The sequence below is a fragment of the Streptomyces sp. NPDC045021 genome, from assembly GCF_056432645.1.
In genome coordinates this window covers 133,914-151,639 of record NZ_JBWKIQ010000004.1, presented here as the reverse complement: position 1 = coordinate 151,639, position 17,726 = coordinate 133,914, and the positions used below count along the sequence as shown (strand labels likewise).

The following is a 17,726-nucleotide window of genomic DNA, read 5'->3' as shown; positions in this document are numbered from 1 at the left end:
GGGGGCATCATGTCAAGGCTGTACGGGGGGACGGTTTTACTGGAAACCGTGGTGCCCTCGCTGGTCGGGCTCAAGCCGAGCGGCACCGGGCGCATCGACCCACCACGGAAGGGTCACCCGCTGCTGATCAAGTGCGTCGGCGGCCGGGGCACGGGCAAGAGCGCCGTTCTGACGGCCCTCGCGGAACAGTACGCACAGCGCATACCGCAGGCACACGCGGATCTCGCAGCGATCGATTTCGGCCAACCCGGGCTCGCCGCATTGGCCGAGGACACCACGGCGAACGCCTCCCGCACCTCTGATCTGCTCTTCTACCTCAATTTCCGACTGAGCAGGAAACCCGCGGAATTCGGCAGGAAGATGTCCTTCCCCCGGCTGACGCAGGGGCTGCTCGCCGTCAGCGGGTGGCAGGCGGAAGGCGCCGACAACCCCGGGCACGCGGTGCGGCCGGAGGAACTGGCGGCCGCGAAACGGCGGCTCGCGGAACTGCTCAGAGCGAGCCAGCCGGACCAGCAACGGCGCAGGGACAAGGCTGCGGCCTGGGTCGACGAGGTCATCCAGGCAGTCGGCCCGCTACCACTGCCCGCGGGCATGGACGCGATGGTGCAGGCCCTGATGCGGATCGTCGCGGCGGAGCTGTTCAGCCCCCGCGCGCACCGGGGCGGCCTGGCGTGGTGGGCCGGTCGGCGGGTCGCCCAGCAGGGCGACGCCCACGACCAACTGACCGAACTGGCGATGAAGTTCCGCGGCGACGCCGAGGACCGGCAGCTCGCCGAACGGTGTCTGATAGCCGCGCTGCTCGCGGACATCGCCGACCACTACGGATTCCTTCAGGTGGCCAACGGCGTACCGCGTCCACTGCTGCTCCTGGACAACGTCCACAGCCCGCTCGGCCGGGTGTTCCTGGACGAGCTGGTGCGGGTGTGGCACGAGGAGGCGGCAGGCTCCCGCCGGGTGATGCGACCGGTCGTCGTCGCCACGGCGTTGCAGGAGGTCCCGCCGGTGCGGGAGGACGACACCGAGCCTTCGACACGGCGTGTGATCGACTCCTGCTGGCAGGAGAGCCGGCCGAACGCGCCGGCTGACTGGATCGTGCCGCTGCGGCTCGCGCAACTGGATCTTGACGAAGTCAAGGACATGTTCGAGGAGGACCACCCGCCGCTGGGCGCCGCCCACCTCATCCTGCGCCTCAGCGGGGGGCGGGCGGGTATCGCCCACAGCCTGGTCGCGGCCGTCGCGCGGCGGGTCCGCCTGCGTGAGGCGATCAGCCTGACGGAGCTCCTCGACATCCCGGCCGCCGCCGATCCGGAGCCCACCGTGGGCAGCAGGCTCCTGGAGCGGCTGATACCCGACGAGGTGGCCCGCGAGCGACTCACCTACTACGCGCCGGCTCTGGACGACACGGCGGCGTTCCGGCTCGGCACCCACTACCCGCCGCAGGACCCCGGCGGTGTCCCCGTCCAGATGGCCAAGGCCCACCTGCGGGAGAACCAGTGGTCCCAACTGCCGTGGCCCGGCATCGACGGGCCGTTCGTCGGCGATTCCCCGCTGCGGCTTCTGCTGCTGCACGAACTCGGCGTCCGCACCGGCCGGGCGCCTGGCGCCGAACCGTGGAAGAACATCCAGCTGCGCTGCCGGTCCCTGTACGACCCCCACGACCAGGGCGGCGCGGCCCGCCGCCCCGACACGCGCTATCTGCACCACTCGCTCGCCCTGGGCGAGACGGATCTCGTCGTGCGCTGCCTGCACCACCGGTTCGCCGAGCAGGACGCCTCGGAGTGGCTGTCCGCCGTGAACCTCATCTGTGCGGCACCCCGGCCCCCGGACAGCCTGCCCGCCCCGGCCGCCGACAGCTTGGCGTGCCTGAGCTGCACCTCCGGGACGACCGACCTCGTCCATCAGTCCGTGGGGCTCCTCGTGAACCAGCTGTGGCACCTGTCCCAGCCGCTGTCGATCCCCACCGCGGCCACGATCAACAGCATCGGGCTGCAGCTGCTCACCCTGGCCCAGAACAGCGGACCCGAGGCCCAGAAGATCTTCTTCCGCGCCCACGAGGAGTGGCCGCAAGAACTGCACCACTGGACCCAGGCGCCCAACCTGCAGACCTATGGAGTGTCCGGCACATGAAGCTACTGCCCGACGGAAGGCTCTACCGCGCCCTGGTGCTCGGCGCCACGGCCCTCGTACTCGGCCTGGGCATCTACTTCCTCGTGACCTCTCTGGTCACGGACGACGCCTCGTGCGCCGACGGCGTCGAGCAGCGCGGTACGAAGAGCGAATGCACCGGAGTCACCGACGGAAGCTTCCACTTCGCCGACGCACTGGCACCGGTCTTCGACCGCATCAAGGCCGAGAACGACAGCATCGCCGACAAGTCGCCGGCCACGATCGCCCTGATGATCCCGATGATCTCGGACAACCCGGCCGAGCAGCACGAGTTCACCGAGCAGGTCCAGGGCGCCTATCTCGCCCAGTACCGCGCCAACCACCAGGCCAACGGGCAGCGGCCGCCGATCCGGCTGCTGCTCGCGAACCCCGGGCGCAACTACGAGTTCTGGCAGCCGGTGGCCCAGCAGCTCGCCGACGCCGCGGTCTCACCGACCGAGAACCTCCGGGCCGTCACGGGCATCAACATCAGTCTCAAGGAGACCGAGAAAGCCATCGCCTTCCTCACCGCGGCCAAGGGCATTCCCGTGGTCGCCGGGCCCATGACCGCAGACGACATCATGAACAGCGCCGCCCGTCCGCACGCCTACCCGGGCCTTGCCCGCGTCGCTCCCAGCAACTCCGACCAGGCAGCCGCCCTGGGCTCCTTCGGTTCGGGCATCAAACCGTCCGAGACCATGGTCGTGGAGGACGTCCGGCAGGACGACAACTATCTGACCACCCTGCGCCAAGCCTTCGAGAAGCTCGCGAAGGGGGCGCCGCATGCCCCGGAGACCTTCCGGTCACCCACCGACTTCAATGACGAGGGCAACCTCGCCAACGACTTCCACCAGATGGTCCCGGACATCTGCTCCTCCGACGCCAAGACCATCTACTTCGCCGGTCGGCCGGTGCAGCTGCGGCAGTTCCTGATCGAGCTGGGGCGCCGCAACTGCGCCAAGCACTACACGGTCATCAGCGGCTCGCACGCCTCCACCCTGACCGTGGACAGCAAGTTCCGGGACCAGTGGGGCTCGCTCACCGCGGGCGCCGGAATCACCGTCCGCTACGCCGCTCTCGCGCACCCCGACGCCTGGGGCGGCGACGGCGCCGAAGGACCGGGCGGCTCCCGGTCCGCCTACAAGGAACTCGCCGACCTCGCGGCGAAGTTCGGCACCACCGCGGCCACCGGCATCGGCCCGACCTCGCTCTCCGACTCGCGCACCATCATCACGTACGACTCCGTCACCACCGCCATCAGCGGCATCCGCAACGACACCGTGGGCAAGGTGGAAATGCCCACCCTCGACGAGGTCGCCAACAGCTGGCTCCGGCTGCACGGCGGCAACCGGGTCAACGGCGCCAGCGGGTGGATCTGTCTGGACCAGTACGGCAACCCCTACAACAAGGCGGTCGCCATCGTGCACCTGGACCCGGCCACCAAGTCCGCCGCCTTCGACCGTCTGGCCTGGCCCGCCGGGCGCGCCCCGGACGCCAACTGCTCGATCCGCACCGGCGGCTGAGGAGGCGGTCCCGCTCGCCCGTGTCCGGGATCAGAAGGTACGGCTGAACTCCAGTCGACCAGCGAAGTTCTCGAATCCGGCGCTGCGGAACGCCTTGGCCATGGCCACATTGGCGCGGTCGCAGTCACCACGGATCTCGGTGGCGCCGTTCGCCGCGAGAATGCGCGTGCTCCGGCGCACGACCGACACCGCGTACCCCTTGCCCCGGTGGGCCGGGGTGACTCCGACGAAACCGATCACGGGCACACTGGGATTCTCGGCAGGCAGGCTGACCACGGCGGGGGTGCCGTCCGCGTCGTAGCCGATCTCCCACCACTCGGGTTCGTGCCGCAGCTCGGACGTCTCCTCGAAGAGCAGTTCCGCCGCCTGCCGCAGCCCGTGCTTGCGCACGTCGGCGGCCAGGCGCGCGTCAGCTGTCTCGGCGAGCAGTTCCTGCAACGCGTCGACGAACGGCTGCCGGCCGAGGACGGCGAGCGAACGAAAGTCCAGCCGGTCGTCATCTGCGGGCAGTTCCCCGGACCGGTCGCGGCGGAAGCGCAGCCCGTCACGGATCAGCTCGAAGCCCGCGGCGCGCAGGAGCTCTTCCCTGCGCTGGGGGTCTCGCTGGAACTGCGGCGCCTGGGCGGGCGAGTCCACGACGTGTTCCAGCTCGGTCGCTCCGAGCTCCTTGGCCTTCGCGGTCGCCGCGTCGAGCAGCGCGACACCCGTCTCCGGGGAGTCTTCCGGCGCCTCGAACAGCACCATGGCGAGCGGGACTTCATGCCCCGGTATGGTCCACAGCACCACGCTGCCGGCCGGCTGCCCGTCACCGCTCTCGGCGACCAGGCACCACTGGGGCCGTGTGCACCCGCTGTCGAGGAGCCCGCGGAGATACTCGCGGGTCCCGGCGTTGCGCTCGGCATCACTGGGATGCTCCACCAGGGCGGGGAGTTCGTCGGTGCGGGCGATGCGAATGAGTGTCACGGAGTGCCTTGTCCGTTCGGGGGCGCGAATTCGATCGAGAGGAACGATCGTGAAGATCGCTGCTGCCCGCCGAACCTAGCGCGCACACCCGGTCGCGGACCAGCGTCTCTCGCGACCTGGGAGGATCGCGCAGGTGCCCCGTAGCGCTCGTCGCCGTTCTCACGCGTGTGGGAGAGGTGCCCTCGGATGTTGGGTCTGCGGCCACTCGGGCGTTCACTGGTCCTGTCACGCTGCTCCCGTGGACGTCTAGGTCGTGTCTTCACAGTCCCTCCCCCAGCTACCGCTGGGAGGTGCCCCCATGCCGGCGGGGTCTGGCACGCACGCTCGCGGCCTTGTCGTCGGGACCGCCGCGACCACCACCGACCCCGACACCGTCAACTCCACCTATCACGCCGCCCTCTGGATCCCGCACACCCACTGACAACACGACCGCGGCGCGCCCCCCACTCCTGCGAGTGGGGGCGCGCGCCGCCGCCCACCGTTCGGCCCGGCCCCTTAACTCCCTTGACCGTTGCCCTTGCCCGTCGCCTAGGGTCGTCCCGGCGGAGCGATCCGCAGCAGCGGGGCTACGACGATGACGTGGAGGACGACTGTGCGCAACCGTCAGCTGGGACGCAGTGGAATGTCGGTGTCCGAGATCGGTTACGGGGCCTGGGGCATCGGCGAGTCGGGTTGGGTGGGGGCCACCGAGGACGAGTCCGTACGTGCGCTGCACCACGCCATCGACCAGGGCGTGAACTTCATCGACACCGCCCGCGGATACGGCGAGAGCGAGCGGATCGTAGGCCAGGTGGTGCGCGAACGCGCCGCTGACCAGGTGTACGTGGCGACCAAAGTGCCCCCGAAGAACCGCGTCTGGCCCGCGCCCGACGGCCTGGACCCCGCGGAGACCTTCCCCGGCACGCATATCCGCGACAGCCTGGAGACCAGCCTGCGCGTCAGCGGCCTGGACCACTTCGACGTGCTGCAGTTCCACGTCTGGAACGACGAATGGGTCGGCCGGGGCGACTGGCTGGGGACCGTCGCCGACCTGAAGCAACAGGGCAAGATCCGCCTGTTCGGCGTGTCGATCAACGACCACCAGCCCGACAGCGCCCTCGCCCTGGTCCGCAGCGGCGTGGTCGACACCGTGCAGGTGATCTACAACATCTTCGACCAGGCCCCGGCCGACGCCCTGTTTCCCGCCTGCGAGGAACACGGGGTCGGCGTGATCGTCCGGGTGGCCCTCGACGAAGGGGGCCTGACCGGGCGCATCACTGCCGGGACCACGTTCCCCGAGGGCGACTTCCGCAGCCGCTACTTCCGCGGCGACCGGCCCGCGCAGGTCCAGCGGCATGTCGACGCGATCGTCGCCGATCTCGGCATCGCCCCCGACGAGATCGCGGAAACGGCGCTGCGGTTCGTGCTCAGCGCACCGGCCGTGTCCACCGTCATCCCCGGCATGCGTACCGTGCGGAACGTGGAACGCAACACCGCCGTGAGCGACGGACGCCCGCTGACCGCCGACCGACTCGCCGTGCTCGCCAAGCACCGCTGGCAGCGCAGCTTCTACGCCTGACCGGCGGTGGGCGAGCGTAGATCGCCCGCCGCCGCGGCGACTTCCTACATGACGTTCGCGTACAGCCGGAAGATCTGCGGCCCGGCCGCGCCGCGGCCCCGTTCGCGGAGCAACGACCAGCAGCGGGAGACCAGTCGGCGGGCCTGGGTGCCGGCCCAGGGCTGGGGCAGCAGCTCCGGCGGGAGCAGCGGGTCGGGTTCCATGGCGCGGGTGAACTCGGCGGCGATCTCCACTGCGATGGTGAGCAGCTCCGCGGAGGAGAGTTCCGCGGGATCGCTGAGGCGCTCCAGACGAGGCCGGGCAACCGCGTCGAGGCGGTGGTACCGGTCGGCGATGGCCTGTTGGGGCCACAGTCCGCGGGCGAGGTCGGCGGGTTCCCGTAGGTCGCCCCTGCGCAGGTCGTCGGTGGTGAGAAAAGTGACGCGGTCGAGTACGCCCAGCCGCCGCGCCTCGTCCTCGACGTAGGGTTCCCACGCGTTCGCGCTGACGTACAGGCCACCCTGCAGGACCGCTCCGCCCAGGCGCAGCAGCGCTTCCCGCAGGGTGTCACGGGCCGTACGGGACGCTTCGGGCACCGCGAAGGCAGCCACGTGCCAGATGCCGTCCCAGGGCGCGTGCCCGGCGTCCTGCTGGAAGGCGTACCGGACGAAGTCGACGTCGGGTGCGATCGACCGGACGGTGTCGGCGGTGGCGCGCAGCAGCGCCTTACGGCCGCGGCCCTCGTGGGTGAAGGCTCCTTCGGTGACGAGCCGTTTGATGCACAGGCGTACCTGCTGGTCGCTCATGGCGAGCGCGTTGGCGACGTCGTACAGTTCGCCGGCGTCCACGGTGCCGTCCTCGCGGATCAACGCGTCGACGAGCATGCGGGTCGGGACCTCGACGGGGCCGGCCGGCCCGGTGTCGGACGGGGACCCGGGGTGGTCCGGCCGGGACGGCGGCGGCTGATGATCTGTCACGGTGTCCCATCCTGACAGGCCGGGATCGCGCGCAGCATGGTGGTCACGGCGCCGAACCCCAGGAGGGACCGCAGGTAGGGCGTCCGCTCGGTCCGAACGGCTGAGAACCCCCGCCGCCCGTACAGCGCCGCGGCGCGCGGATTGGTGTCGATAACGTCCAGCCTGATCTCGTGGCAACCGTGATCCGCGGCCACGGCGGCCATCTCCTCGATGAGGAGGCTGCCCACACCCCGGCTCCTAACCTGGGGGTCCACGGCGATGCCGTCCATGACGAGCTGACCGGGATCTGTGGGCCGGCGTTCGAACAGGGAGAGGAGCAGGAGGCGGTGCGGGCCGCCCAGGAGGCCGTATTCGCGCAGGACGTCCCAGGCCGTCCCACCGGTGAGCGCCCGGCCGCCGTGCTGGTAGCCGGCGAGGCCCACGAGCCACCCATCCACGTAGGCGCACACGGCCCGGTCGGAGTTCAGATGCTTCGCGATGAACGGCACCGCCCGCTCCCGTGGATTCAGCGCGGGGCCGAGCTTGCGGCCGAACGCCTCCCAGTACAGCTCGGCCGCCCGCCGCTCGGAACCGGCGGCGAGACCCCGCCGGATCGTCACTTCTGTCCGCGCGTCAGCTCCCATGCCGTCCGCACCCGCCCTCGTCGTCATCAACCAGCACTTCACTAACTATCTAACTCGCGACTATCGTATCGTATGTGATAGTTCTTTTCTCATTCGATATTCAGGAGGCGATCCATGCGGTCAGGGAACAGGCCCCCACGCAGACGGCTGCGCGCAGCCGTCTGGTCGCTCGTCGCGATGCTGCTGGTGGCCGCCGGCCTCGGCGGCGTGGTGCTGTGGCAGAACTCCTACGACATGGACGAGCACCGGGTCGCGATCCGCCAGGGCGGCCACACCCTCAGCGGCGTCCTCACCACACCCAGGGACGGCCGCACCCGACACGGGCTGGTGGTGTTCGTCCACGGTGACGGTCCCGTCGACGCCACCCACGAGGGCGGGTACGAACCCATGTGGGAGGCGTACGCCCAAAGCGGCTACGCGTCCCTGTCCTGGGACAAGCCCGGCGTCGGCGGCACCCCCGGCAACTGGCTCGGCCAGTCGATGGACGACCGGGCGGACGAGGCCGCGGCTGCCATCGCCTGGGCCCGCACCCGTCCGGACATCGACATCGGACGGATCGGCCTGTGGGGCGCCAGCCAGGCCGGCTGGGTACTGCCGAAGATCGCCGCACGGACACCCGTGGCCTTCGCCATCGCCCTCTCCCCCGCGATCAACTGGCTGCGGCAGGGCCGCTTCAACCTCCTCGCCGAGCTGGCCGCGGAGGGCGCCACGCCCGCACGCGTCCAGCAGGAGACCGCCAGGAGCGACACGACACGCCGCCTGCTGGAACGGCGGGCGACCTTCGAGCAGTACGTGCGGACCATGGGCGGTGCGGACGGGATGACGGCCGACCGCTGGGGCTTCATCTCCAGGAACTACACCTCGGACGCCACGGCCGATCTGCACGCGCTGCGCGGCATACCGGTGCTGCTGGCCCTCGCCGGCCAGGACGTCAACGTGGACACCGCCGACACGGAGGCCGTCTACCGCAAGGTCCTGGCGGCGGCCGGCCAACTGACCGTCCAGCGCTACGCCGACGCGAATCACTCGCTGGTCAAGCACTCCGTCGAACGGTCGGACCTCAGGATCACCCTCACCGCGCTCTTCGCCCCGCGCGCTCTCTTCGCGGACGGCTTCCTCGACGACCAGCGGCAGTTCCTGCGAAATCTCCGTACCGCCGGCGGAACCACCCGGTGATCCACGCCGCCGGGTGAACCGGTCCGGCAGGGCCTCCTAGCGGTTCCAGTGCAGGACCACCTCGGCCAGGGCGCCCGCGACCCTCGCGCGGGCTGCCGCGTCGTCGCGTACCCCACGGCTGTTCTCGACGTGCAGGAAGGGGACGCCGCGGCCGGCGGCGGCCGCGCTCTGCACGTTGGTGGTGCCTTCGAGCCGGCCGCACGACTGCTCCCAGACACGGCACACGCGCTCCCCGGCCGCGGCGATCCGGTCGGCTGCCCGCCGTACGTCGGACCCCGCGGACGCGGCGCCGGGAGAGACGACGACGTCATGACCGGGCGAGCTCTCGTCAGCGAACCCGTGCACCTGTACGGCGGGGAACCCGCGCGCGACGAGCAGGTCGCAGACGGCGTTGAAGGCGGTGTCCCGGCGGTGCGCGACATCCGCGGCGTTTCCCTCGCCGACGTCACGCGGCGCGCCGGCGAGCACCAGGACGCCACCGGGGACTCTGTTGAACAGGTCCGCGCCGATCAGCTCGCTGCGCAGGTCGGAGCGCGGGTGGGGGACCTGCACGCTCCACCTGGCCGGGCGGCTGAGATCCACGTAGACCCGCCCCCAACCTCGTGCGGTGGTCCGCTCCTCGGCGACTTCGGCGACCTGACGACCCGATCCCGTCAGGTGCAGGACGCGCACCGTGAAGCCGACGCCCGACAGCTCCTTGTTCGCCGCGGCCGTCCTGCCGTCCAGTACGAGTTCCACGCCCCGGCTGAGGCGCGCGCGTTCGGCCGCGTCGGGGGTGCGGTAGCCGTCGGCTCCGGTGAAGCCGGCGACGAAGGAGCCGATCCGGTCGACCAGGTCGACCGGCGGCGGGCCGCCCTTGCTTTCCTGTGGCGGTGTTCCGTGCGACCGGGGCAGGACGACGACAGAGACGGTGACGACGGTCATCGCCAGTAGCACCAGACCGCCCAGCAGGGCGGATCGGAGCGGATCGGCACTTCGGTTCCAGGGGGTCATGTGGTCCCGTCCTCGGCGGCGGGTGCGTGCCGCCACGTCGTCAGATCCGCTTGGCGCTGCGCAGCCACTTGGCGTAGAAGCCGTCGCCGTCCAGCCGTGAGTCGCCACCCAGGTCGCCCAGAGTGGGGCCGTTGGCCTCCTTGCGGCTGGAGATGAAACGGGCGTGCCCGTCGGTGTCCAGGCCGAGGTAGATGGCCATGTGGTCGAGGCGGGTCCCGGTGCGCTTGTCCAATTCGAAGAAGAGGAGGTCGCCCGGTTGCAGGACGTCGATGGACGAGGGCCGGGCGTAGTAGTAGAGCGGGTTGCTGGTGTTGCCGGTCTTGACGAGCGGCAGGATCGGCAGCCCCGGTTTGCCGGTGGCGATGCCGTTGGCGGTGCGGGGCAATCCGGCACCGGTCGACGCGTCGGTGGCGTTGAGCAGGTAGCCGCTGCGGTAGCCGTAGACCATGCGGACGAAGCCGGAGCAGTCGAGGGCGCCGTACTTGTTCTTCTCGGGTGCTTCGCGCAGGCCGTCCTTGAACTTCCAGCTGGTGCCCAGGTAGTCGTAGAAGTCGGACTGTTCCTTGCGCTGGTTCGCCACATCGGGGGGACCGAACTGGGAGTCGCCCCGGAAGCGCAGGCCCAAGGCGTTCTTCGCCGGCTTCGCCCCGTCGCCGTACTGCAGGGCGATCGCGAAGACGTCGTCGGCAGTGCTGCCCCGGTACTGGTGGAACCAGGTCGCGAACCACTTCTGCTGTTCGCTGCCCTTGGCCCAGGCGCGCGGCAGCAGCCGCACCCAACTGTCCGTCACCACGGTCGCCTTGGTGGTGCGCGGCTCGGCGAAGGTCCGGCTGGGACCGGTGAGCACGGCGGTGCGGGCACCGTCGGTGAAGGTGGCCACGACCTCGCCGTCGGTGTCGCGCGCCACGGTGCGCGCCGGATGGGCCAGCCGCAGATACGTCAGCTGACCCGCTGCGGCCTTGGCGGCGGTGCCGTCGTCCGATGCGGTGGACTCGGCCCGCAGCGAGCCGAGCGCGGGCAGCTGCCCGATGTCGTTGCGCTGCCTCATCTGCACGGTCAGCCAACCGCTCGTCGCGAGCAGGGCGACGAGGACGACCGCGTTCAGGACGACACGGCTCTTGCTGCGGCGCTTCTTCGGGCTCATCGGCGTACTCCTGTCCGTGGAACGATCACGCGCTGGGCAGCAGGCCGAGCAGCAGCCCGGACATCAGCACCACGTAGTTGGCGAGGGTGACGGTGGACACCGACAGCAGGGTGGCGCCCTTGGGCTGCCGTTCCAGCTGGTACGCGATGAGGCCCGGCACGATGAAGCCGAGCGTCTGGTTGGCGTACATCAGCGGGAACTGCGTCTGCATGACCAGGTAGACGCCGGCCTGGAGCACGACGCCGGTCAGCACCACCGCGGCGAACAGCCGCTTGCCGTAGAGGATCACGTTCCGCTGGAGCAGCCGGGTGCACAGGTAGGTCAGCAGCGTGATGCCGACCACCATGGCGGCACGCTGGAGGTCCTCGATGAGGGTCAGCGCCAGCCAGCCCGGGGTGATCATGCCGCCCGGGGAGAGGTTGGTCGTCAGGTAGCAGACCAGCGAGAAGAGAAGCCCCAGCGCGATGCCGATGGCGGCGATCTCGGGGGTGAGGATGGCGGGGATCACTGGTTCTCTCCGTAGGCGTACGAGACCGCTGCGGCCGGCGGGTCGGCCGGGACGTCCGCGGGAAGTTCCGCCAGGTGCTCGAGCAGCAGCTCGCCCTGGCCGTGGATGTTGCCGATGGCCACCATGGACGAGTCCGGGCCGAGCTCGGCCAGCAGTTCCCTGGTGAGCGTCGCCGGGTCGCGCCGGTCGCCGCCCAGATCGACGACGCGCCCCGACCAGCCGGCCGGGATGCCGTCACGGGCGCTCTTGGTCGGGTGGCCGATGAGGAAGACGGTGTCCGGGTCCAGCTGCGGGATGATCGATCCCATCTGACCGTTGCGCTCGACGCGGTCCGGACGGCAGTTGATCACCACGTGCAGGGGCCGGTGGATCGCGCCCAGCGACAGCAACTGGTTCACGTTCATCAGCGTCGACTCGGGGTCGTTGGCGGCGAAGACGTTGGCGAAGCGCAGCCGCTTGCCGTCCGCCGTCGCATAGCGCTCCACCGAGAGCACGCCCGGGTCCGGCGGGGCGTCGTACATCCCCTGCAGGGCGACGGCACGATCGACCCCGAGCAGTTCGGCGACCTTGAGGGCGATCGCCACGTTCTCCTTGAAGGTGAACCACGAGAACCCGCGCAGCTCCGCGTCGCTCACGGTCTCCGGCTCGACGAGAATCAGCTGGCAGTCGCGGTCGGCGGCCTCCTCCCTGAGGATGTGGAAGCGGTCGCGCTCGGCGGTGACGCAGATCCCGCCGACCGGCATGGAGCGCGACAGCGAACGTGCCACGTCGTCCAGGGTCGGCCCCATCTCGGCGAGATGGTCCTCGCGGACGTTGCACAGCACGCCGATCGTCGAGCGGATCAGCTTGGTCTGGTTGACCTCCTGGAGTGCGGGCATCACGGCCATGCACTCGATGACCAGGGCGTCCGGCCGGTAGCTCGCGGCCCGGCGCACGATGCCGATCTGCTCCACGACGTTGGCGATCCCGAACTTCCGGTAGACCGGCTCCTCCGTCGCGTCCGGGTGGATGAACCGGGCCGCGGTACCGGTGGTCTTGGCGACGGTCACCAGACCGCCGCCGCGCAGCGCTCCGGCGCACAGGCGGGTGATGGAGGACTTGCCGCGGATGCCGTTGACCAGCACCCGGGTCGGTATCTGGTCGAGGTTGACGAAGTGCCGTCGCTGCTCGACGATGCCGGCCACGAGCAGCACGGCGCAGCAGATCAGCAGGACGCAGTAGAGGAACAGCACAGGAGTCTCGTTGTACTTTCAGTGAGGTCTGGGCGTGCGGTACGGGCCGGACCGGCGCTACGCGTGCGGTCCGCGCGAGTGACGGCGGGCGTGTGGGCCGCGTTGCCCGGGGACGAACAGGGCGGTGTGTGCCCGGTGCCGTTCCACGAGTTGCTGCCTTATCAGCTCCAGGCTGCGGACCACCGACCCGACCTCGTCGTGGTTGGCGGGGTAGAGCACGGTCTTGCGGTCGCCGCGAGCAAGCGCCTCGGCGCTGTCGGCCATGGCCCGCAACGGCCGGACGATGACGATGTGCAGCCAGCCCAGGCAGGTCGCGGCTGCCGCCAGCCCCAGCATTCCGGCCAGCATGGTACGGCGCTGGGTGACGTACTCCGGCAGGTCCAGCCATCCGGCGGGCTGCTCGGAGACCACATGCCAGGTCCTGAGACCGTTCGCCTCACCGCCGCCGGTGAGCGGCGCGGCCGCCGCCAGTGCGTGCTCGCCGCTGCTCAGCAGCGCTCCGGAGGACTTGCTCGACGCGGATTTGGCGAGGCCCTCCAGCCGCACCGAGTCCAGGCCCTGGAAGGCACGGAACCCCTGGTTGGAGGCGACGATGCGGTTGTCGTTGTCGACCAGCCACACCTTGCCGAGGCCGGGGCGGTCCATGATCGCGCCGAGGTACGGGATGTCGAACTCTCCGACGACGGTTCGCCGGTCCTTGCCGGCGACCGGCGCCCGAGCGGCGATGACCGGTTGATTGAGGGTGTCGTCCACGAGGCTGACGCCGCGCTTCGTCCGCAGCGCCGTCGGCGTGTGCGGGGAGTCGCCGGCCCGCGCCACGACCGTGCCGTCCTTGTCGACCACGTACAGGGAGCGGTAGCGCGCATGCACGGCGAGCGTGCTCACCAGGACGCGGCGCACCTGCTCGGCGCTGGCTCCGTCACCGACCACGGTGGCGACGGCCGCGGCATCCGCGTACCCCTCGTTGAGCCCTTCGCGGACCCGGTCGGCGGCGGTCTCGGTGCGTTGCCGCTGGTCGATGACGAGCTGCTGCGGCACCACGGCCACCTGCTCGGCCCGGTTGAACAGGAGCAGCAGGGGCGCGGCCCACGACAGCAGCACGACGGCGCAGACGATCAGGACGGCCCGGGTCCCGCCGAGGCCCCTTCTGCCCCGCGCCTCGGGAGCGGGCGCCTGCGGCGTGCCGGTCAGCTCGCGGCGCATCGACTCCAGGGCGGCCCCGATGCGGCCGGACTCGGCGAACCGGGGCACGTCGACGGGCCGGGACAGCTCTCTGTTGCTCAGCCGGCGGGCTTCGAGGTGCAGCCGCAGCAGGGGCCGTTGCAGCACGACATACAGCACCCAGGTGACCGCAGCGGCCAGGAGGAGCAGAACGCCGGCGGCGATGACGGCGAAGAGCCGGTGGCTGCCCGGCGCCGCGCCCTGGGCGACCTGCACGGTGGTGAGGACGCTCAGGCCGAGCTCTCCCGAGCTGGCGGCCTTCTGCTGCGTGGTCTTGCCGTTGGCGTCGATTCCGGACGTGATGGACGCGTACCCCGCGACGGTGCGGCGTCCGTCGACCGTCTCGCCGACCAGGCTGCCGCTGGGGCTGTCGAACCCGCCGGAGGCGGCGGTCTCGGAGGGCCGCTTGCCGTGTGCGCTCCGGGCGGCGTCGGTGGCGAGCTGCCGGGCGGCCCTGCCCCGTGCGTCGGGTCCGTCGGAGGCGAGGATGGTGCCCGACGAGTCGAGGACGATGAGCGAGCGACCGTCGCCGGTGGTGATGCTCGGCACGCTCAAGGTGTCCGAGGCGATCAGCAGCCGCTTGCCGGCGGGCTGGCTGAGCACCGCGAAGACCAGCAGCCGGGTCTCACCGGACTTGGTGGTGACCAGGCGCGGCGGCAGTCCAGCGGGAAGGCTGTTCACGTCGACGCCGGACAGGGGCACGTTCTCGCCACGCGCGGCCAGGAGCACCCCGCCCGCGGGGTCGACCACGGCCGTGCCGCGCCACTTCTGGTAGACGGATCCGAGTGTGGAGAGCACCTCGTCCGGGGTGGCGGGAGCGGCCGCGTTGGCCAGCGCGGCGGCGCGCTGCAGGTCACTGGTGGACTCGTCGAGCGAGGCGCGCAGCGCGGTCGCCCCGTCCTCGGCCACGTGCTGCTGCGAGGCGAGGACCGCCCGGGAGACGTCGGAGGAGTCGGTACGGCCGAGGATCAGGGCGGTCGCGGCCGCCACCGAGAGCAGGAGCACCAGCAACGCGGCGACCGGCGGCCGGATGCCGCCGAGAAGGGGCATGTCGGCGCGCCGCCTGATGCGGTGGCGGCGGACCGGTGCGCGCGAAGCGCTGACCACAAGGGGCTCCCTCTGGGGCGCGCTTCGCGCACTGATCGGTTGGACGGTATGCAGTTCGGCGACGTGCGGTGGGGCACTTCGTTCGACGTTGAAGTGTCCCTGACGATGTTCCGAATATGATCACATTTAAGTGTCGGATAGCCAAAGAATGCAAAACGGGGAGTTAGGAATCTCTCACCACTTTTGCAGAATTCGCCCATGTCCCCCGGAAACGGGGGGAGTTGAGGCTTGGACACCTTCGGCCCGCCCGTATGCCATAAATGGGACTTTACGTCATCGCACATCCCGGATTTAGCGGTATGTCTTATTCGCGCTGTTCCGGGCAGAGCCGGCCTACCGGCCGGCTGCGGAGTCGCGCCGGTAGCTCTCAGACGGTGGGCTCAGGGTTGCGGGAGGCAGCCGTGCGGCCGCGGGCCGCCCTGCGCTTCGCCGCTCGCCGTTCGTCCTCGCTCAGCCCGCCCCACACGCCGGCGTCCTGACCGGCCCCCAGGGCCCAGCGCAAGCACTCCTCCTGGACAGGGCAGCGGTGGCACACCGCCTTGGCCTCTCGGATCTGCAGCAGGGCCGGGCCGGAGCTGCCGACGGGGAAGAACAGTTCGGGGTCCTCGACACGACAGGCCGCGCGGTGTCGCCAGTTCATGGGGAATCCCTCCGATGCGTGTCGCGGGCGGCGGGTCCGCCGATCGGATCCCGCTCGATGCCGTGTGTCACGCGTGCCCCAACTCTCAAGATCCATAGGTGCGGACGCCCGGCAATCCGGATGATCAAGCCCGGCACCACTGCGCGCACGGCACCGACCACCGTGTGTGTACCGCGCGGCGAGCCGCGCGCACGTCGCATCCGGAGTGCGCCAGACCCCCGTGAGAGTGCGCTGTTGCGGTGAGATGCCGTTCTCGTCCACGCAAAATGGGCGTGTTGGGCAGGTCTTCATCGTATTTGTGTGGTGTTGATCGTGGGGTCTGCGCCGCAACCGGTGCGGTGCTTTTCTCACGATCAAGGAGTTGTCGATGTCGCGTTTCACCAAGGCCACCACTGTCATCGCCGTCATGGGCGCCGCCCTGTTCGGCGGTGCGGGCATGGCCGCCGCCGACGCGGGAGCGCAGGGGGCTGCCATCGGCTCGCCCGGCGTCCTGTCCGGCAACGTGGTGCAGATCCCTGTACACATTCCGATCAACCTCTGCGGCAACACCATCAACGTGATCGGTGCGCTGAACCCCGCGTTCGGCAACAGCTGCGAGAACTCCTCCAGCCACCACATGACCGGCGACGACAAGCACGGCCCGTCAGGCGGTCCGCGCCAGCACGGTCAGCAGGCCGGCCAGTCGAGCCAGTCGACCCAGAGCCACGGTGGCAAGAAGGACGACTGCCACCACTGATTCGCGGCCTGTCCGCGGACAGGAGAGCCTCGTCCGGCCACCACCTTGCGGACGAGGCTCTCATCGCGGACACCGACCCGGCACACCGACGCCAGTGTGCGGCGCCCGGCCGCCCTCCCACCACAGGTACGCGCCCCGCATGTCCGGTTCGCCGCACGCCAGTTGGGGCCCGCCGCCCCGGTCCCGCGGCGGGTCCCCGTGGCGCCCTCCTACTTCAGTGCGGCGAGGAGCTCACGCTCGCGCTCGATGCTCAGGCCCGCTCGACGAGGTCGGTCCAGGCCCTCCTGCCGCTCCCACCGCAGGGTGTCCACCAGCAGCTCGGCACGCGGCCGGTGGCGCAGGCCGGCCGCGCTCGCCGCGGCGCCGTTGCGGGCGCTGAAGCCGACCCAGTCCTGATCGACCATCCACATCGCGAGCGACTCCGGGCCCATGAACTCGACCACCTTCTGTCCGATCAGCCAACCGGGATCGGCCTCCACCACCGACCCGGTGTGGCCACCGATCTCCCGCGACAGCGCGACCCACTGCCCGAACGGCACGATCGGGCCGACCGCGTTGTACGTCCCGGTCGTCCCCTTCTCCGCGCAGTCGAGCAGCCACGCCGCGAGGTCCCGTGCGTCGACCACCTGCGTCGGGATGCCGGGCGAATCCGGTACCAGCATCGGTGCCAGCGGTTCGCGGGCCGCCCGCCCGACCCAGTACCCGGTACGGCCGCTGTGGTCACCTGGGCCGCCGATCAGTCCCGCCCGCGCGATGAGGAGCCGGTCCCCCACCGCGGCCGTCGAGGCCTGCTCGCACGCCACCTTGGCCTGTCCGTACTCCTCGCGATCGACCTCGTCCCCGTCGGCCGCCGGGAGCAGTTCGGCCGACTCGTCGGCGTCCGGCTCCCCCTGCGATGCGTACGCGCTGACCGACGACACGTACGCCCAGTGGGCCGCCCGCTCGCCCAGTGCCGCCAGCGCCCCACGGACGAAGCCCGGCTGCCAGGACACCTCGATCACGGCGTCCCAGTCCCGGCCCGCCAGACTCTCGTAGGCCGACGCGTCGCGCCGGTCCGCGGCGACCAGGGTCGCGCCCTCGGCCACTTCGCCACTCTCCCCGCGGGCCAGGCACGTCACCCGGTGCCCGCGTTCCAATGCCTGTCGCGAGACCTCGCGACCCACCCATGCCGTCCCACCCAAGACCAAGATTTCCATCGGAC

16 protein-coding genes are annotated in these 17,726 nt (G+C 70.6%); 6 read left to right on the top strand and 10 right to left on the bottom strand.

The window, feature by feature from the left end; translation table 11 throughout:
- The first annotated feature begins 48 nt into the window (after positions 1-48).
- Both AC07DC_RS14845 and AC07DC_RS14840 read left to right on the top strand, forming a co-directional pair.
- Positions 49-2,127 (top strand): hypothetical protein, encoded by a 2,079-nt coding sequence (locus AC07DC_RS14845; RefSeq protein ID WP_478914783.1) that lies wholly within the window; start codon positions 49-51, stop codon positions 2,125-2,127.
- Positions 2,124-3,668, top strand: coding sequence for an ABC transporter substrate-binding protein (locus tag AC07DC_RS14840; RefSeq protein WP_478914782.1), 1,545 nt, complete (start codon positions 2,124-2,126; stop codon positions 3,666-3,668). The genes AC07DC_RS14845 and AC07DC_RS14840 overlap by 4 nt, the downstream gene beginning before the upstream one ends.
- Before the next feature lie 30 nt (positions 3,669-3,698).
- On the opposite strand, the gene AC07DC_RS14835 is transcribed toward AC07DC_RS14840, so the two are convergent.
- Positions 3,699-4,631 carry a GNAT family N-acetyltransferase gene (locus AC07DC_RS14835; protein ID WP_478914781.1) on the bottom strand — a complete coding sequence of 311 codons (933 nt, stop codon included), beginning with the start codon at positions 4,629-4,631 and terminating at the stop codon, positions 3,699-3,701.
- A 298-nt stretch (positions 4,632-4,929) separates the two neighbouring features.
- Between AC07DC_RS14835 and AC07DC_RS14830 the strand changes: the two genes are divergently transcribed.
- Together AC07DC_RS14830 and AC07DC_RS14825 are read left to right on the top strand one after the other, a co-directional pair.
- Positions 4,930-5,052, top strand: a complete 123-nt coding sequence (locus AC07DC_RS14830) for a hypothetical protein (protein ID WP_478914780.1) — start codon at positions 4,930-4,932, stop codon at positions 5,050-5,052.
- 171 nt (positions 5,053-5,223) lie between these two features.
- Positions 5,224-6,189 carry an aldo/keto reductase gene (locus tag AC07DC_RS14825; protein ID WP_478914779.1) on the top strand — a complete coding sequence of 322 codons (966 nt, stop codon included), beginning with the start codon at positions 5,224-5,226 and terminating at the stop codon, positions 6,187-6,189.
- Between the two features lie 44 nt (positions 6,190-6,233).
- Here AC07DC_RS14825 and AC07DC_RS14820 read toward each other — a convergent pair whose 3' ends face one another.
- Both AC07DC_RS14820 and AC07DC_RS14815 read right to left on the bottom strand, forming a co-directional pair.
- Positions 6,234-7,052 carry a PaaX family transcriptional regulator C-terminal domain-containing protein gene (locus AC07DC_RS14820; protein ID WP_478915130.1) on the bottom strand — a complete coding sequence of 273 codons (819 nt, stop codon included), beginning with the start codon at positions 7,050-7,052 and terminating at the stop codon, positions 6,234-6,236.
- Positions 7,053-7,141: 89 nt separating this feature from the next.
- Positions 7,142-7,768: a GNAT family N-acetyltransferase gene (locus AC07DC_RS14815; protein WP_478914778.1), complete on the bottom strand. Its 627-nt coding sequence runs from the start codon at positions 7,766-7,768 to the stop codon at positions 7,142-7,144.
- A 114-nt stretch (positions 7,769-7,882) separates the two neighbouring features.
- Between AC07DC_RS14815 and AC07DC_RS14810 the strand changes: the two genes are divergently transcribed.
- The gene (locus tag AC07DC_RS14810; RefSeq protein ID WP_478914777.1) at positions 7,883-8,944 is read left to right on the top strand and encodes an alpha/beta hydrolase family protein; all 1,062 of its coding nucleotides are present in this window, start codon (positions 7,883-7,885) and stop codon (positions 8,942-8,944) included.
- 36 nt (positions 8,945-8,980) lie between these two features.
- Here the strand turns inward: AC07DC_RS14810 and AC07DC_RS14805 are convergent, their stop codons facing one another.
- The 6 genes from AC07DC_RS14805 to AC07DC_RS14780 all read right to left on the bottom strand — a co-directional run bounded on the left by AC07DC_RS14805 (position 8,981) and on the right by AC07DC_RS14780 (position 15,789).
- On the bottom strand, positions 8,981-9,937 hold the full coding sequence (locus tag AC07DC_RS14805; protein ID WP_478914776.1) for a hypothetical protein: 957 nt from the start codon (positions 9,935-9,937) through the stop codon (positions 8,981-8,983).
- 40 nt (positions 9,938-9,977) lie between these two features.
- Positions 9,978-11,081, bottom strand: coding sequence for an NlpC/P60 family protein (locus tag AC07DC_RS14800; protein ID WP_478914775.1), 1,104 nt, complete (start codon positions 11,079-11,081; stop codon positions 9,978-9,980).
- A gap of 25 nt (positions 11,082-11,106) precedes the next feature.
- Positions 11,107-11,589, bottom strand: a complete 483-nt coding sequence (locus AC07DC_RS14795) for a poly-gamma-glutamate biosynthesis protein PgsC/CapC (protein ID WP_478914774.1) — start codon at positions 11,587-11,589, stop codon at positions 11,107-11,109.
- Entirely contained in the window at positions 11,586-12,821 is a 1,236-nt protein-coding gene (gene pgsB / locus AC07DC_RS14790) for a poly-gamma-glutamate synthase PgsB (protein ID WP_478914773.1), read from the bottom strand. The genes AC07DC_RS14795 and pgsB overlap by 4 nt, the downstream gene beginning before the upstream one ends.
- Positions 12,822-12,878: 57 nt before the next feature.
- Entirely contained in the window at positions 12,879-15,149 is a 2,271-nt protein-coding gene (locus AC07DC_RS14785; RefSeq protein ID WP_478914772.1) for a HAMP domain-containing protein, read from the bottom strand.
- Between the two features lie 367 nt (positions 15,150-15,516).
- Entirely contained in the window at positions 15,517-15,789 is a 273-nt protein-coding gene (locus AC07DC_RS14780) for a WhiB family transcriptional regulator (protein WP_478914771.1), read from the bottom strand.
- Positions 15,790-16,156: 367 nt separating this feature from the next.
- On the opposite strand from AC07DC_RS14780, the gene AC07DC_RS14775 reads away from it, so the two are divergent.
- On the top strand, positions 16,157-16,525 hold the full coding sequence (locus AC07DC_RS14775; RefSeq protein ID WP_478914770.1) for a chaplin: 369 nt from the start codon (positions 16,157-16,159) through the stop codon (positions 16,523-16,525).
- Between the two features lie 209 nt (positions 16,526-16,734).
- Here the strand turns inward: AC07DC_RS14775 and AC07DC_RS14770 are convergent, their stop codons facing one another.
- Positions 16,735-17,721, bottom strand: a complete 987-nt coding sequence (locus tag AC07DC_RS14770; RefSeq protein WP_478914769.1) for an NAD-dependent epimerase/dehydratase family protein — start codon at positions 17,719-17,721, stop codon at positions 16,735-16,737.
- Positions 17,722-17,726: the final 5 nt, after the last annotated feature.